Origin of the sequence: Pseudoalteromonas sp. P1-30 (assembly GCF_001400005.1) — a bacterium.
Lineage (GTDB): Bacteria > Pseudomonadota > Gammaproteobacteria > Enterobacterales > Alteromonadaceae > Pseudoalteromonas > Pseudoalteromonas atlantica.
The window spans coordinates 717,526-738,890 of record NZ_LKBC01000001.1; the positions used below are offsets into that span (position 1 = coordinate 717,526).

Sequence of the window (21,365 nt, forward strand, 5' to 3'; positions counted from 1 at the left end):
GAATTAGGCCTGAACCCTTATAAATACTATGTTTGTACCTTAATTAATACACATCAACCAGCTGTAAAGTGTAAACCCCCTTTACAGTTTTAAAAGCGGCTTAATTTACTGATTCAAAAACCATGTTAAAACAACGTGAATATTACCGTGTTTAATGGGCGGTTGGTCGCTAATTAATTGAACAAAAATAGTAACTTTGTCAAAGTACGCTCACAAAATTCCACTAGGACTCATAATGAAAAAAACAGTTCTTACGCTAAGCGCGTTTGTGTTGCCTTTGGCAATGTCGAGCGCTGTGTTAGCGTCATCCGTTGAGCAAACTAAAGGCTCTTTCGTTGATAAGTTTCGTCAGTTAGACGAAGCGCTTCCTACCCCAAATGTTTATCGTAGTGCCGCCGGTGAGCCTGGCGAAAAATACTGGCAGCAACGTGTTAATTACGACATAGATGTAAAGCTTGATGAAAAAAAGCGCCGCTTAACAGCAAGCCAAAGCATTGAGTATAAAAATAACTCGCCGCATACACTTAAATATTTGTGGTTACAGTTAGATCAAAATATTTTTAAAAGCGACTCAATTGCTGAAACCACAAAAACGTTTAAAAGCACGCTAAATAGTTTACCTGCACAAAAGCCGGCTAAATTAAGTTTAGGTGAGCTACGTCGTCAACAATTTATGAGCGACAACGAGCTAGGCTATACAATTAGCAATGTAAAAGATGACAATGGCGATGAACTGCGCGTTACTGTTGTTGATACGCTAATGCGTATAGATTTAAACGAGCCGCTAAAACCTGGCAAAGAAGCTGAGTTTAGTATGAACTTTGCTTTTAACATTGTTGAAGAAGATGCCGTAGGTGCGCGTTCTGGTTACGAGCACTTTGAAGAAGATGGCAACGATATATTTTTACTTGCGCAGTGGTTTCCGCGTTTAGCTGCTTACACCGATTACGAAGCATGGACAAACAAGCCGTTTTTAGGCCGTGGTGAGTTTACGCTTGAGTTTGGTGATTACGATGTAGAAATTACTGTACCTGCTGATCATATTGTATCGGCAACAGGTAAGTTAGATAACGCAAGCAAAGTGCTTACTCGCACGCAGCGTAACCGCTTAGAAAAAGCTGAAACAGCAAAGCGCCCTGTATTTATTGTTACTGAAGAAGAAGCGTTAGAAAACGAAAAACAAGGTACCGATAAAACAAAAACATGGCACTTTAAAGCAGAAAATGTGCGTGACTTTGCGTGGGCGTCGTCGCGTAAATTTATGTGGGATGCAAAGGGCTATCAGCAAGGTGGCGATGAACAACCTTTAGTGATGGCTATGTCGTTTTACCCTAAAGAGGGTGGCGATTTATGGAAAAAGTATTCAACTGAATCTGTAGTACATACGATGGAAGTGTATTCTCGCTATTCATTTGACTACCCATACCCTGTAGCGCAATCGGTAAATGGCCCTGTAGGTGGTATGGAATACCCAATGATCACTTTTAATGGCCCCCGTACAGAGCTGCAAGATGATGGCTCGCGCACTTATTCTCAAGCTGAAAAACGCTTTTTAATTGGTGTGGTTATTCATGAAGTTGGCCATATTTACTTCCCTATGATTGTAAACTCTGATGAGCGCCAATGGACCTGGATGGATGAAGGTTTAAATAGCTTTTTAGATGGCGTTGCAGGGCGTGAATGGGACCCAACTATACCGTGGGGTGTTGAGCCGCGCGATATTGTTAGCTACATGAAATCGCAAAACCAAGTACCTATCATGACGCAGTCAGACAGCGTACTACGTTTAGGCCCTAATGCTTATACTAAACCAGCCGCGGCACTTAATATATTACGTGAAGTTATTTTAGGCCGTGACTTATTCGACTTTGCTTTTAAAGAGTACGCACAGCGCTGGAAATACAAGCGCCCTACTCCAGCAGATTTTTTCCGTACGATGGAAGAAGCCTCGGGTGTTGATTTAGATTGGTTTTGGCGAGGCTGGTTTTACAGCACCGACCATGTAGATATCTCGTTAGATAAAGTGTATCAATTACGTTTAGATACTAAAAACCCTGATATTGACTTTAAACGCTTACGCGATATAGAAGCAGACAAACCAACATCACTATTTGTTAAGCGCAACCGTGAAGAAGGTAAGCAAACTTGGGTTGAAAAAAATCCAGATATTACCGACTTTTACGACGAAAACGACAGCTTTACTGTTACTAATAAAGAACGTAACGCGTACAACAAGTTTTTAAAAGGCTTAGAGCCGTGGGAGCGTAAAACGCTAGATCGCGCGCTTGAAGAAGATAAAAACTACTATGTTATGGAGTTTTCAAATCTAGGTGGCTTGGTAATGCCTATTTTATTAGAGCTAACTTATGAAGATGGCACAACCGAAGAGCGTTACATTCCGGCTGAAATTTGGCGCCGTAATCACAAAAATGTACAAAAGCTTATTGTTACAGATAAAAATAAGCCATTGGTATCGGTGAGCGTTGACCCTCGCTGGGAAACAGCTGATGTAGATGTTGAGAACAACAACTACCCTCGTCGTATTATTCCTTCACGTATTGAAGTGTATAAAAAGAAAAAGAGTAAAGCGAAAGTAAGTCGAGATATTATGCAAGACATTAAAACTGAGCTTAAAAAAGACGAGAAAAAAGATGGTGAGGAGCAACAATAATGCGCTTTTTGCTTATTATTGTTTGCCTTTTAGTTGCTGCGCCAAGTATGGCGCATCAACTAAAGTCATCGGTTACTACGGTGCTTTTTAATAAACGCACTAACAATATTGAGCTTATGCATCGCTTTTATTTGCATGATACTGAGCATGCTGTAGCGCATTTATTTAATGGAAAAGCCGATATCATTAGCAACAAGGCCGACCAACAACGTTTTGTAGAGTATGTTGAGTCGCATGTTGCGCTGCAAACCTTAAAGGGTAAGCCATTAACGCTTAGCCAAGTCGGTGCGCAAATTGATGGAAAGTTTTTTTGGGTGTATCAAGAAGCTCCTATCCCAAAAGGGATTGAAGGCATAAAAATGAGTAACGGCGCACTGCGTGACTTATGGCCTTCTCAAGTAAATATGGTAAACGTAGAAGGCAAAGGCAAGATTAAAACCCTTCACTTTACCCAAAACGATACCTGGCTCGAGGCTAAGTTCGAGCAATAAGTACTTCCCCAACCTACGCGCACTGCAGTTTATGTGCGCGTATTCTCCTTTTGTTTATGCTGTGTTCATTTTTGATCTGTTATTACTAGCTGTTCGTAGAATTTTAGTAATTAATTGGTGTTTATAAGGCTAAGTAATAGATAAGTGAATACTTTTCTAATAATTTGTTTGATAAACATTTGCTAAATTATTCTCATGAAGTAGAGTCATTATGTGTACACATGTTGTATTGATTTTTACCCCATTCAAGGAATGATATGAAAGCTCAAGTAGAGGCTATTCAAGGAGTTATATTTGATTTAGATGGCACGTTAGTATCGTCTGAGTTAGATTTCTCTCTTATAAAAGCACAAATAGGTTGCCCATGCGAGCAAGACCTACTTGATTATATTGCCCAGCTTCCATCGCCCTACATGCGTGAAGAGGCGATGAATATAGTGCATCAGCACGAGCTGCAAGACGCTCAGTTTGCCACTATATTGCCAGGCGTAACCGAAGCCGTTAACGCCCTTAAAGTTAAAAATATTCCTATGGCTATTGTTACCCGCAATTTTGATAAAGCGGCAGCCATAAAGCTACAAAATAACCCACTACCTATCGAAACGGTATTAACCCGTAGCGATGCCCCAGCCAAACCCGATCCCAGTGCCTTAAATGCAATTGCCACGCTTTGGAATATAAACGCCAGCAACTTGTTATACGTAGGGGATTTTTTATACGACATTCAAGCAGCACATAATGCAAATATGCGCGCATGTTTGTACGCGCCAAATGCGGTGCCTATTTATGCCGACCAAGCTGATTACGTTTTACGTGAATTTACCGAGTTAGTTACTTTAGTCGAAAGTTACTCACAAAAAGTAGAGTTATGTTAAATGGAGTGTAACTTTTATTTTTGCGTAATTACTCCTGCATTATTCACATAGGAACGGCCTTATTTATTTAGCAAATAGGTTGTTTTAAATTCAGTTTGTAAAGTTCAACAGACCCTAGCCCAATAGGGTTTGAATTGGTAAAATATGGCAAAATTAACGTATTGATTAGAGGCACAAGATGGGCAGAGCATTTGAAGTCCGTAAGAGCTCGATGGCTAAAACAGCCAACGCAAAAACTAAAGTTAACTCAAAGTACGGTAAAGAAATTTATGTTGCCGCTAAAAATGGCGAACCAGACCCCGATGTCAATCAATCACTGCGTCGTCTAATAGAAAAAGCAAAAAAAGACCAGGTTCCTGCTCACGTAATAGAAAAAGCAATTGAAAAAGCAGCCGGTGGGGCAGGGGAAGATTATTCGCCCGCACGTTACGAAGGCTATGGCCCAGGTAACTGCATGGTTATTGTTGATTGCTTAACCGACAACCCAAACCGTACAATTAAAGATGTACGTTTACCGTTTACCAAAACAGATTCAAAAATTGGTACTCCGGGCTGTGTTGCACATATGTTCGATCACCTTGCTGTACTTGGTTTTGCCGGTGACGATGACGAAGTGGTCCTTGAAGCACTAATGATGGCCGACGTTGATGTAACCGACGTTGAAGTTGAAAATGGTAAAGTGTCGGTATTTGCACCCCATACTGAGTACTATAAAGCGAAAACAGCGCTTGAGGAAAACTTTGAAGGGATTAACTTTGAAGTAGATGAAATTACGTTTGTTCCGCAAGTGCATGTAGAAATTGAAGATGAAGAAGTTATTGCTAATTTTGACAAGTTCATCAACATGCTTGAAGACTGTGATGACGTTCAAAACGTGTATCACAATGCAATTGTTAAAAATTAATTTAAAGCAAAACTACAGTTAGCTTTAAATAAACAAAAAGCGCGTTTTGTGTAGGCAAAACGCGCTTTTTTGCTGTTAAACTAATGTTAACTATTCAGCTAGGTTATGGTGTTTTGCTTTATATTTTAAGCGGTAGCTGTGTAATAGGGGCTCGGTGTATCCACTTGGCTGCTTAGCACCTTCTAATACAAGCGCTAAAGCGGCTTGATAAGCAATACTATTTTTAAGTGACTCGTCGCTTTGTGCCATTGGCTTGTACGCGCTGTCGTGCTCATTTTGGCCATCAACCACTTTAGCCATTTTAGCCATAATCGACTCTATTTGTTGTTGAGTACACACCCCATGCTGTAGCCAATTTGCCATATGTTGACTTGAAATACGCAAGGTTGCTCTGTCTTCCATTAAGCCTATGTGGTTAATATCAGGCACTTTTGAGCAGCCAATACCTTGGTCTATCCAGCGTACTACGTAGCCTAAAATGCCTTGTGCATTGTTCTCAAGCTCACTTTGAATATCTTCTTTACTGAGCGTTTGTGGCTGAGCCATTAAAGGAGGTGTAAGTAAATCAGTAAGGCTTGCTATATCTCGTTTGGCAATTTCCTTTTGCTCGGTAAATACATCTACATCGTGATAATGCATAGCGTGCAAAGTGGCTGCGGTAGGCGAGGGCACCCACGCGGTATTAGCGCCAGATTGCACATGAGCAAGCTTTTGCTCCATCATAAGTGCCATTTTATCTGGCATAGGCCACATACCTTTACCTATTTGTGCTTTACCGCTTAGGCCGCAGGCAAGGCCTATATCAACGTTACGGTCTTCGTATGCTTTGATCCACGGCTGAGCTTTAATAGCGGCTTTTGGCAAAGCGACCCCGGCGTGCATAGAGGTATGAATTTCATCGCCTGTGCGGTCTAAAAAGCCAGTATTTATAAACACCACGCGCGCTTTGGCTGCGTGTATACAGGCTTTTAAATTTACTGAAGTACGGCGCTCTTCATCCATAATCCCCATTTTTAGGGTGTTTTTTGGCAAGCTAAGTGCTTCTTCTACCATGCTAAAAAGCGTATTTGTAAAAGCAACTTCTTCAGGGCCATGCATTTTGGGTTTTACAATATTGATGCTTTGCGCACTGGTGTTTTTAATGCCTGTTTTTTTATTTAAATCGTGCAGGGCTGCGGTTGCGCTAAACATCGCATCCATAATGCCTTCAAATACGGGTTGGCCGTAAATGTCGGTAATAGCAGGGTTTGTCATTAAGTGGCCTACATTACGGACAAACATCATGCTGCGGCCTTTAAGCGTAAGGCTACTGCCATCAAGGGCTGTATATTGCCTATCGCTTTGTAAAGTACGCTCTATGGTTTTATCGCCTTTTTTAAACGATTCAACCAAGTTACCTTGCATTAAACCCAGCCAGTTTTTGTAAACTTGTACTTTATCCTCGGCATCTACTGCGGCAACAGAGTCTTCGCAATCCATAATGGTTGTTAGTGCAGCTTCAAGCAAAACATCTTTTAATCCTGCTTTGTCGGCTTGGCCGATAGGGTGGTGATGGTCTATTTGCAGCTCTACATGCAGGCCATTGTTTTTTAATAAAATAGCACTTGGGTTTTGCGCCTCGCCCTGGTAGCCAATAAGTTGCTCAGGGTTTTTTAATTGAGTATGCGAGCTGTCTCTTAGGGTGATAGACAGGGCACCTTCAACAATTGAGTAGTTGGTGCTTTCTATGTGTGAGCCATTTTTAAGGGGCAGGGCTTTATCTAAAAATTGGCGCGCATACGCCATTACTTTAAAACCACGAACAGGATTATACGTAGTGCCTTTTTCAGCGCCGTCGTCTTCACTTAATACGTCGGTGCCGTACAGCGCATCGTATAACGAACCCCAGCGCGCGTTAGCCGCATTAAGCGCAAAACGTGCGTTGCTAACAGGCACAACAAGCTGAGGGCCTGCGCTGAGTGCTATTTCGGGCTCTACATTTTGCGTTTCAATGGCAAAGTCTGCAGGCTCTGGTACTAGGTAGCCAATGTCTGTTAAAAACGCTTGGTACTGCGCGCTATCCCACGTTTTATTTGTTTTATGGTAGTCATCTATTTGTTGTTGTAGCTGCTCGCGCTTAGCTAAAAGAGCGTTATTTTGCGGGGTAAGCGTTTGTACTATGTTTGCAAAGCTTTGCCAAAATTGCTGCTCAGATAAATGAGTGCCTGGGAGTAGCTGTGTTTTTACAAAGTTGGCCAGCTGTGTATCTACGCTTAGCCCTGAGTGTGTGAGAGTGTGTGCCATATTTACCTTCCTTAAACGGTCGCGGTGTTGTTGTGTGCGTTAAAGCAACAATAACGCAAAAAAGGCTCAGTGCGTGCTTTTTAACCATTCACAAAAAATATAGCGGTAATAACAACTATAAATTTACTAAATCTAAAAAATAAGCCTAATGTTGAATTAAGCGATACGGAGCACACACTCCTAGCCACTCTTACAATAATTTAAATAATTTATAGACCCGTTCGAAGGATTTTATTATGACAACATACACACGTGAAACCGATACTCTAGCAACACTTTGCCAATCTCAAGGTAGCGCATGGAAAGCCATTAACCCTGAGTATGCAAGCCGCATGCGTTTACAAAACCGTTTTCGTACAGGGATTGAAATTGCACAATACACCGCAGATGTAATGCGAGAAGATATGGCCGCTTACGATAAAGACACCAGCCAATACACACAGTCTTTAGGTTGTTGGCATGGTTTTACTGCGCAACAAATGATGATGGCAATAAAGCGTCATCAAAAAACAACTAAGCGCAGTTATGTTTACTTAAGTGGTTGGATGGTTGCTGCACTTCGCTCTGCATTTGGCCCGTTACCGGATCAAAGCATGCACGAAAAAACCTCAGTGCCTGCGCTTATTGAAGAAATTTATACGTTTTTAAAACAAGCCGATGCCCGTGAACTAGACCACTTATTTAATGATCTAGACGAAGCGAAAGCCAATGGCGGCGATGTGCAAGCGGTGCTTGATAAAATTGATAATTTTGAGACACATGTAGTGCCTATTATTGCCGATATTGATGCTGGTTTTGGTAACGAAGAAGCAACCTACTTACTTGCTAAAAAGATGATTGAAGCAGGTGCGTGTGCCATTCAAATAGAAAACCAAGTGTCTGACGCTAAACAATGTGGTCACCAAGCAGGTAAAGTAACTGTACCGCACGAAGATTTTTTAGCAAAAATTAACGCTGTACGTTACGCATTTTTAGAACTCGGTATTGATAACGGTATTATTGTTGCGCGTACCGACTCATTAGGTGCAAGCCTTACGCAAAAAGTGCCTGTGTCACAAACGCCAGGAGACTTAGCTAGCCAGTACAACGCGTTTTTAGAAACCACACCTATTAACGGTGTAGATGATTTAAACGAAGGTGATACGGCAATGAAAATTAATGGCCAATTATGTAAGCCAACGCGTTTAGAAAACGGTTTATACCAGTTCCGCGAAGGCACTGAAAAAGACCGCGTAGTACTAGATTGTGTAACAAGCTTACAATCGGGCGCTGACTTATTGTGGATTGAAACCGAAAAACCACATGTTAAACAAATTGCAGAGCTAGTTAACCGCGTTAAAGAGCAAGTACCTGATGCTAAGCTTGTTTATAACAATTCGCCGTCATTCAACTGGACGCTTAAGTTCCGTGAGCAAGTGTACCAAGAGTGGCAAGAAGCGGGTCGCGACTTGAGCGCTTACCCAAGCCTAGGTGATAATAAAGGCCTAATGGCGCCAGAAATGGACGATACAGAGCTTGCTGCTGAAGCGGATGTATTAGTGCAAAACTTCCAGCGCGATGGTGCACGTGAAGCGGGTATTTTCCATCACTTAATTACACTGCCTACATACCATACGGCTGCACTAAGCACCGATATTTTATCAGAAGGTTACTTTGGTGATATGGGCATGCTTGCTTATGTACGTGATGTACAACGCCAAGAAATTCGCCGCGAGCAAGCCTCAGTTAAGCACCAAGATTTAGCAGGGTCTAATATTGGCGATACGCACAAAGAGTACTTCTCTGGTGAAAACGCACTTAAAGCCGGTGGTGAAGATAACACCATGAACCAGTTTTAACTTTTCTAGATAGTGTTACTCAAGGGCCGTAAGGCCCTTTTTTTATTGTATTAATATAAATCGGACTCGGCTAAATTTAGTTTGGATCACAATTTAACTAGGTAGATATTAAGTACAGCTATATGGCTGCTTTTTTACTGTAAAGCCGCTTTAAAGTGCAAAATCCCCCTATTAAAAGGCTGTTTTTAGCTGTTTTACTAAGTATAAGTAAAATAATAAACCGAAATTTTACTAACCTGGTGCCTTTATAAAACAATTTTTTACTAACTGAGTGCTTATAAACAGTGGCTCAAACCGATTTTTTACCAACTCAAACGATTAAAATTACAATAAACCGAAATTTTACTAACTGAAAAACACCTAAGTCCGATATGGATAAGCTCAAAACTGTAAAGGGGGTTTACAGTTTGGCATTAATTAACCTAAGCGTTGGTAATTACAAAAAAAATAGCCACTTAGGTGTGGCTATTTTTAAACCTAAACACGGAACTTATTTTTTGTTTGAGTGTTTATCAAACCACCATTGAATGTAGGCTACCTTGGTCATTAAATTAGAAGGGCGCGCCGTAATACCGTGTGATGCATTAGGAATACGCACCATGGCGGTATCAACACCTTGCAACTTAAGGGCTTGATAAAACTGCTCGGTTTCAGAAATAGGGGTACGGTAATCTGCCTCCCCTGTTAAAAGCATAGTGGGCGTTGTTACGTTACCTACATAGCTAATAGGTGAGCGTTTCATGTAGTGCTCAATATGATCCCAAGGTTTACCTGGGAACCAGTAATCGGCAAAAAATGGATAAAAGTCGGCAGTTAGTACAAAGCTGATCCAATTAATCACGGGTTTAGCCACCACAGCTGCTGCAAACCTGTCGGTGTGCCCTACAATCCATGCGGTTAATACACCACCGCCAGAGCCACCTGTTACAAATAGTTTAGACTCATCAATAAAGCCTTTCGCTATTAGCGCATCAACGCCGGTCATTAAATCGTCAAAATCGTTACTTGGGTAATTATGATGAATTGTTTGGGCAAACGTTTTACCGTATGAGTCACTGCCTCGTGGGTTCATGTATAAAACCACGTTTCCTTTGGCTGCAAACAATTGCACCTCGGTACTAAAGTGAGGGCCATAATTAGCCACAGGGCCGCCATGAATTTCTAATACAAGTGGGTATTTTTTTGATTTATCAAACTCAGGTGGGTATGCAATCCAACCTTGAATTGGCAGCTGGTCGTGGCTCGATTTAAGCCAAATCTCTTCTACGTTGGCAAGTTCTTTATCGCCTAACGCATCGGCATTGAGTGTAGTGAGGCGACGAGCTTTGCCTCGTTTTATAGTGGCTATATCTGCAGGGCGCTGAGTATCGGCAAGTGTAAAAGCAATTTCGCCATCTTCGCTTACATCAAAATCGCCGCCCGAATAAGGACGACCAAACGCAACGCTACCTATTTGCTCGGTGAGCACTTTACGCTTACCACTGCGTGGTTGGTAGGCAAGGGCGGTTTTGCCTTCGTCTGCGTAGCTAAAGTAAACTCCTTTTGAATTGGCACTCCATTTAATTTGCCCCACACTTCTATCAAAATTAGGGGTTAGGCTTTTTGTATCGCCCGTTTTTAAATCACGAATATAAAGCTGCGTGTTTTCGTAATTGGTGCGTTTATCATCATACCCTGTAAAGGCTAGGTAACGCCCATCGGGAGATACTTTAGGCTGTTGGTCAGGGCCGTTTCTATTGGTAATGGCAGCAATTTTTAAGGTGCTTAAATCAAGCTGGTATATTTCACTATTAGTGGGCTTTAGTTGATTTTGCTCATGCCGATTGGCCGAAAAATAAAGGCTGTTGCCGTTTTTACTAAAGCTTACTTCGCCGGCGTTATTAAACTCATCGTGTGTGAGCTGCTTTGCATTGCCGCCATTTGCATCTATTGCAAATAATTGGCTAAAACCTTTTTGGCTATAACCGCCTCCGTCGGCACGGTAGTATACATCGTCTATAAATTTAGCAGGTTCTGCCCATGTAGCGCCTTTAGGCTTGCCAGGTAAGTTAACAGGTGGTGCACTGCTACTTGGTACAAACATACTAAAAATAAGCTGCTGAGAGTCGGGATGCCAGGTAATTGCGCGTGGGCTGCTGGTTAGGTTACTAATTTTTGCTACAGCACCTGTTTTAAGCCACTTCATATAAATTTGACTGCTGCCATCGCGGTTAGATATAAATGCAAGGCGTTGCCCATCTGGCGATAGTACCGGGGAGTGATCCATATGCACGCCCGAGGTAAGCGGTTGCAGTTGTTTAGTTTTATAATCAACTGACCAAATATTACTGACTTTACGGTCCGTTTTTATATCCATACGGTTACGTACAAAGTACACCGTTTTACCATCGTCTGTTATATCAATTTGATTGGCGTATTCAAGGTTAAACACATCTTGTAGCTGTAATGTGTTGTCCTTTGCAAAAGCTAACTGGCTACTACCAAGTAATAAACTGCTACTTAAACTAAGTGCTAAAAGCGTCTTCATTTGTATTCCCTGTTGTGGTTTTTGTATATGTAGTTATATGTCAGTAGGAAAGGGATGAAAAGCGCGATGCGGTGAAACTATAATTTAATATCCGTTTAAGTAAAGCATGGTTATTTTAGAGTAATAAATAGCGGGCTTACTGCGTTAAATTTTTTATATGCAGCGCCATGTATTTCAGCGCTGTGTGACTTATGCTTTGTTACTGTGCTGTGTTGTTGCGCTCTTTTAAAGCGATATTAGGTTGTACATGATTGGACTAAATGGAGGTTAAAGCTGTAAAGCCCCTTTACAGCTAAGTAGTTTTTAAAGTAAACATGCGTTTTATAGCTTGAGGCTTAATAACGAGTTAAAAGCAAGGTTAGGTTGCTGATGCACACAGTGATTTAATTTCTTTAATAAGAGCTATACCGGCTGCGTTATCGCCATGCACGCACAAACTGTTGGCATTTAAGTTCAGGGTGTTTCCTGAGCGAGTGGTTACACAGCCGTCGGTTAATAGCTGTTTTACTTGTGCTAAAAGTGCTGGCTTGTCGTGAACGCTGCCATCAAGGTGGCGAGATACTAAATGCCCTTCGTCTGTATATTGCCTATCAGCAAAGGCTTCTAAAATAAGATCTACACCTAAACTATTGGCGGCAAAGGTGTGTTTTGCAGAGTCTTTTGTGGCCAACAGCATAAGCTTTAATGGTGCAGGGTAGTGCGCTATAGCAGTAATAACTGTTTGTAAAATATGATCGTTTTTCATCATGTCGTTATATAAAGCACCATGTGGCTTAACATAGCTAAGTGTTAAGCCCTGTACTTTAGCCATGCCATCAAGGGCGGCAATTTGGTAATGTAAGCAATTGGTCAGTTCTTGCGCGCTAAGCGCCATAGAGCGCCTGCCAAAGCCTTGTTGGTCGGGGTAACTTGGGTGCGCACCTATTTGTACATTGTGCTGTTTTGCTAAATACAACGTATCGGCTATTACATCTGGGTCTCCACCATGAAAACCACACGCAATATTTGCCATATCAATATGAGGCATTACCTCATCATCTAATCCCATTTTCCATGCGCCAAAGCTTTCGCCTAAATCGCAATTCAGTTTCATTTTTTATCCCTTGTTATTATTATTTTATGGTAACTGGCAGTACGCCATGAGCGTGTGCATTGCCTAACAATACCTTAGCAAGCGCTGTAAACGCAGGCCCCGCAACATCATTGTTTTTATCTGTATCTATATTATACGCATAAGAAGCAAGAACTGCATTAGCTCTGCTGCCAAACTGCGCTATGTCGTAGGGGGCACGTAAACTTATAAATATTGTTTTTTTATTCACTGATGCAGCTATATCCAGTAATGATGACAGCGCTTTAGGTTGCTCAGCGGTATTGAGTGCAAAGCGAGGGTCGTCTTTTAAATCATCCATTCCGCCAATCTCTACAGCGCTTTGATTAGGCGTAGCGTTGCCTGCAATAACAACATCTGCATTTTTAATTAAGCTTTGCGCCTTTACAGGGTCAAACCCTTGTAAACTACTGCAACTATATTTAAGCGCCGCAGTACTTATAGCGCTAAGCGCTTGCTGCATGGCCATGCATTTTCGGGTATCGGGCATAATAATATGGATGTGTTGCCCTTTGCTTAAATTAAGAGGCAATGCATTATTGTTATTTTTAACCTCGGTAATAGCATTTACGGCAAGCTCAGCTTCTATTTTGCGATGTGCTTGAGAGCCAATAATATCTTTTGCTTTAGCCAAAGTGCTTAATGGGTCTAGCTGTGTGGTTAATTTAAATTTATTTTTTAAAGCGGTTATACGTGCAGCCGATTGAGCCACTTCGTCTTTACTGAGCTGCTTATTATTAACCGATGCGACTAATTCATCCATTAGTTTGTCGAGTGCGTTTAAATCAGCTGGTGTTCTGATCTCTATTGGCATAAGCGCTAGGTCAACGCCTGCTGCAAAGGTATTGATTACCGCTTGGGTTGGGGTAAAAAAGTGACTAATGCCAGCCATATCTAAAGCGTCGGTTACCACCACACCTTGATAATTTAACTCCCCTCTTAAAATGTCAGTAATTATAGTACGCGACATAGTGGCGGGTTTTATCATGCTTTTGCCATCAACACTTACAAACGTACTGTTATCGAGTTGTGGGTATTGAATATGCGCCGTCATAATCATGCCTGGGTTTTGCGTGGCAATTATGTGTTTAAAGGGAGCTAAGTCTTGTTGGTATATGTCTTCTTTGGAGTGATTTACTTGTGGTAACCCTGTGTGGCTGTCTACGTTGGTATCGCCGTGCCCTGGGAAATGCTTTAACGATGTAATAACGCCGTTGCTCTCAAATCCTGCCACTTGTGCTGCGCCTAATTTACTGACAAGCGCTGGGTTTTCACCAAACGAGCGAACATTAATTACCGGGTTATCGGGGTTCATGTTTACATCTACCGTAGGGGCATAGTTAACATTAATACCTAACGAATTTAGCTCTTTAGCTATAACAGTGGCAGTTTGGGTTGCGTATTGAGTGCCATACTTATTATAGGTTGCACCAATAGACATATTACCAGTAAATGAAGTGGCAACATCGCGAGGTAAACGCGCTACTCGGCCGCCTTCTTGGTCTATCGAAATAAATAACGGCAGCTTTGAACTTGATTTACTCGCCGCAGCTTGTAATTGGCTATTAAGGGTAATGGTTTGCTCTATAGATTGGGTGTTTTCAGAAAATAAAATTACACCACCAATATTATGCTTAGCAATGGCCGCTGCTAGTTCATCAGGTAGGGTAGTAACCGGTGTTCTGCATTGTTTGCTTGACCCTTGCTGACAAAAATAGCGTAAATCGAGTATTAGTTTTTGCCCCAATTGTTGTTCAAGAGACAGTGTAGGCTTAGCAAAAGAAGATTGTAATGGCATTAAACACCCAGATAAAAAAACAACAGACGAAATAAAGCATTTATTTAGCAAAACACACTCCAACGCTAAATAGATAAGTGGCAGTAGCTTATCTATTTTTGTGTACAACTGCAAAGTGCAGCTGTTTATATACACAGGGTAAATTGTAAGGCGTGTATCATGGCTGAATACGTTTTATATAAATGGTGAGTAGGTGTTAAATTAGCTGTACTCATTGCCGCCGTTTTAAAAACTAAAGATTAAATAGTTCATTGTTTTAATTGGCCAGTTAACTATTAAAGCCGCGCAGGGGTTAAGCTATAGGCTAGCCACGGGAGTTATTAAAGGCTAAGCACAAACACTATTTATTGCCTGCATTACTATAAAGGCTTGACATAAATAGTTAACTCTATATAGTAGGCCGCAGCTAGAAAGAAAGCATGTAATTTATAAATCTCCATTTCGTTGTTGTATAAGTAATACTTGTAGTACCGTCCTGAAGTTTTTAAGTACCATCTCATTTTTTGCTACACCCGCTCTTATGAGCATATTTTTTATTTTTATATCAGGATATTACAATGTCTAACATCGTATCAGGTACAGTTAAGTGGTTCAACGAGTCTAAAGGTTTTGGTTTCATCGAGCAAGAAAACGGCCCAGACGTTTTCGCACATTTCTCAGCAATCAAAAGCGAAGGTTTCAAAACTTTAGCTGAAGGCCAACGTGTAGAGTTCACTCTTTCACAAGGTCAAAAAGGTCCTCAAGCGGATAACATCACTCCGTTATAATTTTTACTTTTAAAGTAAAAATAAAAAAAAGCGCTTAAGGCGCTTTTTTTGTGTCTAAAATTTGACTGTAAAATAGCGCCATCTATCATTTAATAATATAAATTAATGTAGTGGTGCGGTTATTCTAAAACTCTTTCCTTTTATTGCTTGTTTCTTCTTTAGCACATTTGCTCATGCAAACCATTTTAAGTTAGTTATTTATACAGATCAGTTTGCACCTTATAATTTTATAAACGAGCACGGCCAACTTGTTGGCGCTAACTACGATATAGTCAACGCACTGTGTATTAAAGCAGAAGTAGAGTGCGACTTTAAAGTCATGCCTTGGAAGCGTGCCGCAATGCTTGTGCATAAAAAGCCTTATTCAGCCATTTTTTCAATGGCGCAACATACTAACCGAATTCCTTTATTTAATTGGCTTGGTCCGTTAACTACTGCACGAACTTATTTTTATAAGTTAAAAAGCCGTCCTGATGTCACTGTAAATACCCTTAACGACACCACTCTTTATTCGTTAGGCATGGTAAGGGGAGATATATATCAATCATTGGTCAAAAAAATAGGGTTTGTAAATGGGCAAAACTTAATGACGTTTGGTGAAGAGCAACAATATATTCAGCTTTTTATAAACAATAAAATAGATCTTATTTTAGGCTCGGAGCACGTTATTTATAACCAATTAAAGCCTTATAACGTGAGCTTACTTGATGTAGAGCAACTTACTGAGCTACCTGTAAGTAACGACCTTAAAGATAATTATTTAGCGTTTAATAAAGCGGTGCCGCAGCACATAATAGAGCGCTTTCAACGTGCCTTTAAAGTGCTAAAACAAGAGCGCAGTCTCGATTCGTTCATAGCGCCATATAGCAATAATTAATCACTAAGCCCCTATTTTAGACTTTATTACTTAGGCACTAATTAACGTAACTAAGCGTTAAAATTGCGCTTAAATAAGCAAGGTTTAGCTTAGGTGCTAGGGTAGCCCTTGGGTATTTTTAAGTGTGTAAAAGGCTTTTTGTAGCGCGTTTATATAGCGCATATCGGTGTTTTTATTTGCTGCCAAATAAGCATCTACCTTGAGTTCTTCTACATTATATATGGCTTTAAATTCAGCGTCAGGGGTGGGCAAATACTGACTAATTTGATGTATTAGTTCGGGGTCATCAACAATTAAGTCTACTTTTTTGGCAACCAATAACGCATACGATTTTTGTATATCAGTGGTTAGCACAACCTCAAACCCCAAGTTGGTTAATATATCTGTAGAAAAGTCGTTACGTTGCATCGCTATTTTGTATTTTTTTGCTTCCTCAGTATTGTTAATAATTATGTCGTCACGCTCTTTAAGCGCAACAAAAGCAAGCTCAAAATGTGAAACTGGGCCTATCCAATGAAAGTTGTTTTCTCGCCCTTTGGTGCGCGCTATGGTGTAAATAAAGGTGTTTTGAATAGTACTGGCAAGTCTAAATGCTCGCGCCCATGGATACATTTGTATGTCGGGCGTTAGGTTCGCCTTTGCAAAAATAGCCCTTATAAACTCAGTGCCTTTGCCTGTCACTTTTTCATTAACGAGTATTTGATCGGGCGGCGAAAGTTCCGTGACAACTAAAAGAGGGTCTGAGCTTGCGTAGCTATTAAAAAAAACAAACAACAATACTAATAAAAGTTTACGCATTTATATAAATCGACTTATCAACAGCGGCTATTTTATGAGTGTGCTTAAAGGTAGAGCATCAATAAAACAGTAGGTTACATTAGGATAAACCTAATTGTGGCCTAAAATTTATAATTTACCACTTTTCAATAATACAAATTTATCGCAAAAACATAAAAAGCCATGTGCGTATATGTACTTAAAGGTAAGAAAGAGAAAGTAGTTATTAAAAGGAAGAATATATTTATAAGGGCCCTAAAACGATAAAAGGGCCTTGCGGCCCTTGGTGAAGTATCGTTCAAGTCAGATAGTGCTTTAACCCCTTAAAGTACTATCTTCTTGTTTTGCAACACCGGTGTTCATCTCATTAAGTTTCTAAGCTAGCGAGAGGAAAAACCCAGCAATTGCTGCGCTCATAAGGTTAGCCATAGATCCTGCTAACACTGCTCTGAGCCCTAAGCGTGCGATATCCTTTCGCCGACTAGGCGCCATACCGCCTAATCCACCTAGTAAAATAGCTATCGACGATAGATTAGCAAACCCACATAACGCAAATGTTACAATTGCTTGAGTGTGCGCACTTAACGTATCGCGATAATTTATAAAGTCTAAGTAAGCAACAAATTCATTTACTACTAACTTTTGACCAATAAAACTACCTGCTATGATTGCCTCATCCCACGGTACGCCAAGTAACCATGCAACAGGGGCAAATACATAACCTAAAATTTCTTGTAGCGTTAAAGTAGGGTAATCAAACCACCCACCAATACCGCCTAGTAAACCGTTTAATAATGCTATTAATGCTACGAAAGCTAATAGCATTGCGCCCACATTTAGCGCTAAATGCATGCCGTTAGCTGCGCCTGATGCTGCTGCATCAATAACATTAACTGGCTTGTCTTCATCGGTGTCTAAATCAGCAAGCGTATCTTTAGGTGTTTCGGTCTCTGGCACAATCATTTTGGCCATTAAAAACCCACCTGGTGCAGCCATAAAGCTGGCGGCAATTAAATACTTAAGCTCTACACCAATAATTACGTAACCTGCCATTACAGAGCCTGCTACCGTGGCTAAGCCACCTACCATTACTGCAAACAACTCAGACTTGGTCATGGTTGCTATAAACGGCTTAACAATTAGGGGTGCTTCAGTTTGGCCTACAAATATATTAGCCGTTGCTGAGAGCGATTCTGTGCGCGAGGTTTTCAATAGTTTTTGTAAACCGCCGCCCAGAATTTTAATTATCCAATCCATAATGCCAATGTGGTAAAGCACAGCAACAAGTGCTGAGAAAAACACAATGACCGGTAAAACTTGAATAGCAAAAATAAAACCGAGTGTATCTTGCGAAGCAAGTGGGCCAAATAAAAACCCAATCCCGTCGTTTGCAAAGCTAATTACCGAAGAGACGGCACTAGACATACTTGCTAACACATTTTTACCTGCTTCAAAAAACAGTACAAACCCACCAATAACTACTTGCATAGCAAAGGCTATCGCTACGGTGCGTAAGTTTATTGCTTTACGATTAGTCGAAGCCGCAAAAGCAATACTTAGTAGTACAAACATGCCTACTAAGCTCATAAATGTTGTCATACAGATGTTTCCCGTTATTATTCTTGTAGTAAATACTTAATTTTACTTTTAATAATATCAATCGCAACGCGGTTCATTCCGCCTCGAGTCACAACCAAATCAGCGTTATGCTTTGAAGGCTCAATAAATTGATAAAACATCGGTCTAACAGTTGCTTGATATTGCTCAACAACAGATTGTAATGTTCTGCCTCTTTTTTCCATGTCTCGTTGCATACGACGCATTAAGCAAATATCAAGGGGTGTATCTATAAATACCTTAATATCAAATTCTTTATTAAGTGCTTTATCACTTAATAATAAAATACCTTCTACTATTAAAATTTTAGCTGCAGCAACGCGACGAGTTTCATCGCTTCGTGTGTGTTGTGCATAATCATAAGTAGGTACTTCGACAGAGTTACCACTACGAAGTTGAGTTAAATGTTCAAGCATTAACTCATGTTCAAATGCATCAGGATGGTCGTAGTTAGTTTGCGTACGGTGTTCCATAGGCAAATGCGACTGATCCTTGTAATAAGCATCTTCTTCAATAATGGCGATAGCGCCTGGTTCAAGCTCATTAACCAACTCATTGTAAATAGTTTGGCTAAAAAGAGATTTGCCCGACGCTGATGCGCCAGCAATAGCTATAATAGTTCGTGTCACTAAAGTTCTCACCCACACAGAAAGGAAAAGTTGTTTGGTTGATCACAATAGCAAAAAAGACACGAATAATCTCTTTTGCTTTGCTTAAGAACGCAAATTTATAATGTTTAGCTTTTATGAAACAGGACTTATGTCCTGTACGGAAAATTCGATCAGCGGATAAAGTAACCACCTAGAAGCAAAGTGAGGTCAACATGGCAAGAGCAATCATCTTAATGGCAGACAGCCTAGGTATAGGCGCAGCACCCGATGCAGACAAATTTGGTGATGTTGGAGCAAATACACTCGCCCACTTATTAAAAGCATACCATGAGGAAACGGGTAAAGCGTTATCGTTACCTAATTTATCTAAATTAGGTTTAATCGATGCCTGTGAGGCAGCGGGCGGTGAAACGTGTTTAGTTTCTGAGCGTCAAGCATCGCAAGGTGCATGGGGTTATGCAAAAGAGCTTTCAAGCGGTAAAGATACGCCATCAGGGCACTGGGAAATGGCCGGCGTACCTGTGTTATTTGATTGGGGCTACTTCCCTAAAACACAGCCGAGTTTTCCACAAGAATTTGTAGACGAATTTATAGCCGCTACCGGTATACCTGGCATTTTAGGCAACTGCCATGCATCAGGCACCACCATATTAGAGCAGCTAGGCGAAGAGCATGTAAAATCAGGCAAACCAATTTGTTACACCTCAGCAGATAGCGTGTTTCAAATTGCCGCACACGAAGAGTCTTTTGGCCTCGAGCGCCTTTACGAAGTGTGCGAAATTGCCCGCGAATTACTTGATAAACTAAATATAGGCCGTGTTATTGCTAGGCCATTTTTAGGCACAAGCAGCGCAGATTTTGCCCGTACTGGTAATCGTCGCGATTATTCAGTATTGCCGCCAGCACCGACCCTATTAGATGTGCTATCTAAACACGGTGGTGAAGTAATAAGCATTGGTAAAATTGCAGATATATATGCACACCAAGGCATTACTCAAAAACACAAAGCCCCAGGGCTGATGAATTTGCTTGAAAAAAGCAGCGAAGTATTAGCAAGTGCGCCAGATAACAGCTTAATTTTTACCAATTTAGTTGATTTTGACGAAAAGTTTGGCCACCGTCGCAACCCAGTTGGTTATGCAAAAGCGTTAAAAGAATTTGACGATTACTTACCAACTATACTAAACCAATTAAATGCAGATGACGTGTTAATGATCACTGCAGATCACGGCTGTGACCCAACCTTTCCAGGTTCAGAACACACCCGCGAATATGTACCAGTTATAGCTTATCAACCGGGCATGCAAAATACCCCGCTTGGCGAGCGCAATAGCTTTGCAGATATAGGCCAAACCCTTGCACAATGGTTTAACTTACCTGCACTTGAATACGGTGACGGCTTTTTAAATAAGCTAAACGCGCCTAAATAAAAAGGAAAACAATTAATGAGTACCCCGCATATTAGTGCAAACGTTGGTGACTTCGCTGAAACAGTATTAATGCCGGGCGATCCGCTTCGTGCACAATACATTGCTGAAAACTTTTTAGATGATGCAGTACAAGTAACAGGCGTACGTAACATGTACGGCTTTACAGGCACATATAAAGGTAAACCTGTAAGTATTATGGGTTCGGGCATGGGCATACCATCTATGTCTATTTATGCGCGTGAGTTAATTGTAAGCTTTGGCGTTAAAAATATTATTCGTATTGGTACCTGTGGTGGTATTGGTACAGATATTAAAATTCGCGACGTAATTTTTGCACAAGGCGCAAGCACCGACTCAAACGTAAACCGTGCACGCGTTCGTGGTTACGATTTTTCAGCAATTGCTAACTTTGACCTACTTTTAAACGGTGTTAACGCCGCTAAAGACCTAGGCATTAAAGCAAAAGTAGGTAACGTATTTACTACCGATACCTTCTACCAAGCTGATGACACATTCTACAAAGACCTAGATAAACTAGGTGTACTAGCTGTAGATATGGAAACAGCAGGTTTATATGGTGTAGCTGCAGAGTATGGTGCTAACGCAATGGCACTATTTACCGTAAGTGACCACGTGATCACCGGTGAAGCAACACCTGCAGATGAGCGCCAAAGCACATTTAACGAAATGGTTAAAATTGCTTTAGAGTCTATTTAATAAAGGCAATTTTATTAAATTAGCAAACAGTTCCTTGGTAACGTATTCACTAAGTTTTGGAGACACGCCCA

At 40.9% G+C, this 21,365-nt stretch carries 16 protein-coding genes; 9 read left to right on the plus strand and 7 right to left on the minus strand.

All coding sequences use genetic code 11. From position 1 onward, the window contains the following. The first annotated feature begins 235 nt into the window (after positions 1-235). The 4 genes from AN395_RS03190 to AN395_RS03205 all read left to right on the plus strand — a co-directional run bounded on the left by AN395_RS03190 (position 236) and on the right by AN395_RS03205 (position 4,941). On the plus strand, positions 236-2,671 hold the full coding sequence (locus AN395_RS03190; protein ID WP_054982057.1) for a M1 family metallopeptidase: 2,436 nt from the start codon (positions 236-238) through the stop codon (positions 2,669-2,671). Then, entirely contained in the window at positions 2,671-3,162 is a 492-nt protein-coding gene (locus AN395_RS03195; protein ID WP_004588263.1) for a DUF6702 family protein, read from the plus strand. Before AN395_RS03190 ends, AN395_RS03195 begins: the two co-directional genes overlap by 1 nt. Before the next feature lie 257 nt (positions 3,163-3,419). Next, positions 3,420-4,037, plus strand: a complete 618-nt coding sequence (locus AN395_RS03200) for an HAD family hydrolase (RefSeq protein WP_004588262.1) — start codon at positions 3,420-3,422, stop codon at positions 4,035-4,037. Between the two features lie 178 nt (positions 4,038-4,215). Continuing rightward, positions 4,216-4,941 carry a YebC/PmpR family DNA-binding transcriptional regulator gene (locus AN395_RS03205; RefSeq protein WP_054982058.1) on the plus strand — a complete coding sequence of 242 codons (726 nt, stop codon included), beginning with the start codon at positions 4,216-4,218 and terminating at the stop codon, positions 4,939-4,941. A 90-nt stretch (positions 4,942-5,031) separates the two neighbouring features. Here AN395_RS03205 and AN395_RS03210 read toward each other — a convergent pair whose 3' ends face one another. Further along, a complete protein-coding gene (locus tag AN395_RS03210; protein WP_054982059.1) occupies positions 5,032-7,224 on the minus strand; it encodes a malate synthase G in 2,193 nt (730 codons plus the stop codon). Positions 7,225-7,460: 236 nt separating this feature from the next. Between AN395_RS03210 and AN395_RS03215 the strand changes: the two genes are divergently transcribed. Next, positions 7,461-9,062 (plus strand): isocitrate lyase, encoded by a 1,602-nt coding sequence (locus tag AN395_RS03215; RefSeq protein ID WP_004587182.1) that lies wholly within the window; start codon positions 7,461-7,463, stop codon positions 9,060-9,062. A gap of 490 nt (positions 9,063-9,552) precedes the next feature. Here the strand turns inward: AN395_RS03215 and AN395_RS03220 are convergent, their stop codons facing one another. The 3 genes from AN395_RS03220 to AN395_RS03230 form a co-directional block, all read right to left on the minus strand. Then, on the minus strand, positions 9,553-11,589 hold the full coding sequence (locus AN395_RS03220) for a S9 family peptidase (protein ID WP_054982060.1): 2,037 nt from the start codon (positions 11,587-11,589) through the stop codon (positions 9,553-9,555). Positions 11,590-11,947: 358 nt separating this feature from the next. Further along, positions 11,948-12,682: a 5-oxoprolinase subunit PxpA gene (locus AN395_RS03225; RefSeq protein WP_054982061.1), complete on the minus strand. Its 735-nt coding sequence runs from the start codon at positions 12,680-12,682 to the stop codon at positions 11,948-11,950. A 19-nt stretch (positions 12,683-12,701) separates the two neighbouring features. Then, positions 12,702-14,498 (minus strand): glycoside hydrolase family 3 protein, encoded by a 1,797-nt coding sequence (locus tag AN395_RS03230; protein ID WP_054982062.1) that lies wholly within the window; start codon positions 14,496-14,498, stop codon positions 12,702-12,704. A gap of 557 nt (positions 14,499-15,055) precedes the next feature. Between AN395_RS03230 and AN395_RS03235 the strand changes: the two genes are divergently transcribed. Both AN395_RS03235 and AN395_RS19310 read left to right on the plus strand, forming a co-directional pair. Then, positions 15,056-15,265, plus strand: coding sequence for a cold-shock protein (locus tag AN395_RS03235; RefSeq protein WP_004587186.1), 210 nt, complete (start codon positions 15,056-15,058; stop codon positions 15,263-15,265). Between the two features lie 196 nt (positions 15,266-15,461). Continuing rightward, a complete protein-coding gene (locus AN395_RS19310; protein WP_095206602.1) occupies positions 15,462-16,142 on the plus strand; it encodes an ABC transporter substrate-binding protein in 681 nt (226 codons plus the stop codon). A 96-nt stretch (positions 16,143-16,238) separates the two neighbouring features. Here AN395_RS19310 and AN395_RS03245 read toward each other — a convergent pair whose 3' ends face one another. The 3 genes from AN395_RS03245 to udk all read right to left on the minus strand — a co-directional run bounded on the left by AN395_RS03245 (position 16,239) and on the right by udk (position 19,165). Next, positions 16,239-16,940, minus strand: coding sequence for an ABC transporter substrate-binding protein (locus tag AN395_RS03245; protein ID WP_054982063.1), 702 nt, complete (start codon positions 16,938-16,940; stop codon positions 16,239-16,241). A gap of 354 nt (positions 16,941-17,294) precedes the next feature. Beyond that, positions 17,295-18,518: a NupC/NupG family nucleoside CNT transporter gene (locus tag AN395_RS03250; RefSeq protein ID WP_004587189.1), complete on the minus strand. Its 1,224-nt coding sequence runs from the start codon at positions 18,516-18,518 to the stop codon at positions 17,295-17,297. A 17-nt stretch (positions 18,519-18,535) separates the two neighbouring features. Continuing rightward, a complete protein-coding gene (udk, locus tag AN395_RS03255; RefSeq protein ID WP_004587190.1) occupies positions 18,536-19,165 on the minus strand; it encodes a uridine kinase in 630 nt (209 codons plus the stop codon). A 194-nt stretch (positions 19,166-19,359) separates the two neighbouring features. On the opposite strand from udk, the gene AN395_RS03260 reads away from it, so the two are divergent. After that, a complete protein-coding gene (locus AN395_RS03260) occupies positions 19,360-20,577 on the plus strand; it encodes a phosphopentomutase (RefSeq protein ID WP_054982064.1) in 1,218 nt (405 codons plus the stop codon). 15 nt (positions 20,578-20,592) lie between these two features. Further along, positions 20,593-21,294, plus strand: coding sequence for a purine-nucleoside phosphorylase (gene deoD / locus AN395_RS03265; protein WP_004587192.1), 702 nt, complete (start codon positions 20,593-20,595; stop codon positions 21,292-21,294). Positions 21,295-21,365: the final 71 nt, after the last annotated feature.

Coding starts and splice junctions, on each gene's coding strand:
- AN395_RS03205 (WP_054982058.1), top strand. CDS start 4,216: ATGGGCAGAGCATTTGAAGTCCGTAAGAGCTCGATGGCTAAAACAGCC.
- AN395_RS03235 (WP_004587186.1), top strand. CDS start 15,056: ATGTCTAACATCGTATCAGGTACAGTTAAGTGGTTCAACGAGTCTAAA.
- AN395_RS03230 (WP_054982062.1), bottom strand. CDS start 14,498: ATGCCATTACAATCTTCTTTTGCTAAGCCTACACTGTCTCTTGAACAA.
- AN395_RS03225 (WP_054982061.1), bottom strand. CDS start 12,682: ATGAAACTGAATTGCGATTTAGGCGAAAGCTTTGGCGCATGGAAAATG.
- AN395_RS03245 (WP_054982063.1), bottom strand. CDS start 16,940: ATGCGTAAACTTTTATTAGTATTGTTGTTTGTTTTTTTTAATAGCTAC.
- AN395_RS03260 (WP_054982064.1), top strand. CDS start 19,360: ATGGCAAGAGCAATCATCTTAATGGCAGACAGCCTAGGTATAGGCGCA.
- AN395_RS03200 (WP_004588262.1), top strand. CDS start 3,420: ATGAAAGCTCAAGTAGAGGCTATTCAAGGAGTTATATTTGATTTAGAT.
- AN395_RS03215 (WP_004587182.1), top strand. CDS start 7,461: ATGACAACATACACACGTGAAACCGATACTCTAGCAACACTTTGCCAA.
- AN395_RS03210 (WP_054982059.1), bottom strand. CDS start 7,224: ATGGCACACACTCTCACACACTCAGGGCTAAGCGTAGATACACAGCTG.
- AN395_RS03220 (WP_054982060.1), bottom strand. CDS start 11,589: ATGAAGACGCTTTTAGCACTTAGTTTAAGTAGCAGTTTATTACTTGGT.
- AN395_RS03250 (WP_004587189.1), bottom strand. CDS start 18,518: ATGACAACATTTATGAGCTTAGTAGGCATGTTTGTACTACTAAGTATT.
- deoD (WP_004587192.1), top strand. CDS start 20,593: ATGAGTACCCCGCATATTAGTGCAAACGTTGGTGACTTCGCTGAAACA.
- AN395_RS03195 (WP_004588263.1), top strand. CDS start 2,671: ATGCGCTTTTTGCTTATTATTGTTTGCCTTTTAGTTGCTGCGCCAAGT.
- AN395_RS03190 (WP_054982057.1), top strand. CDS start 236: ATGAAAAAAACAGTTCTTACGCTAAGCGCGTTTGTGTTGCCTTTGGCA.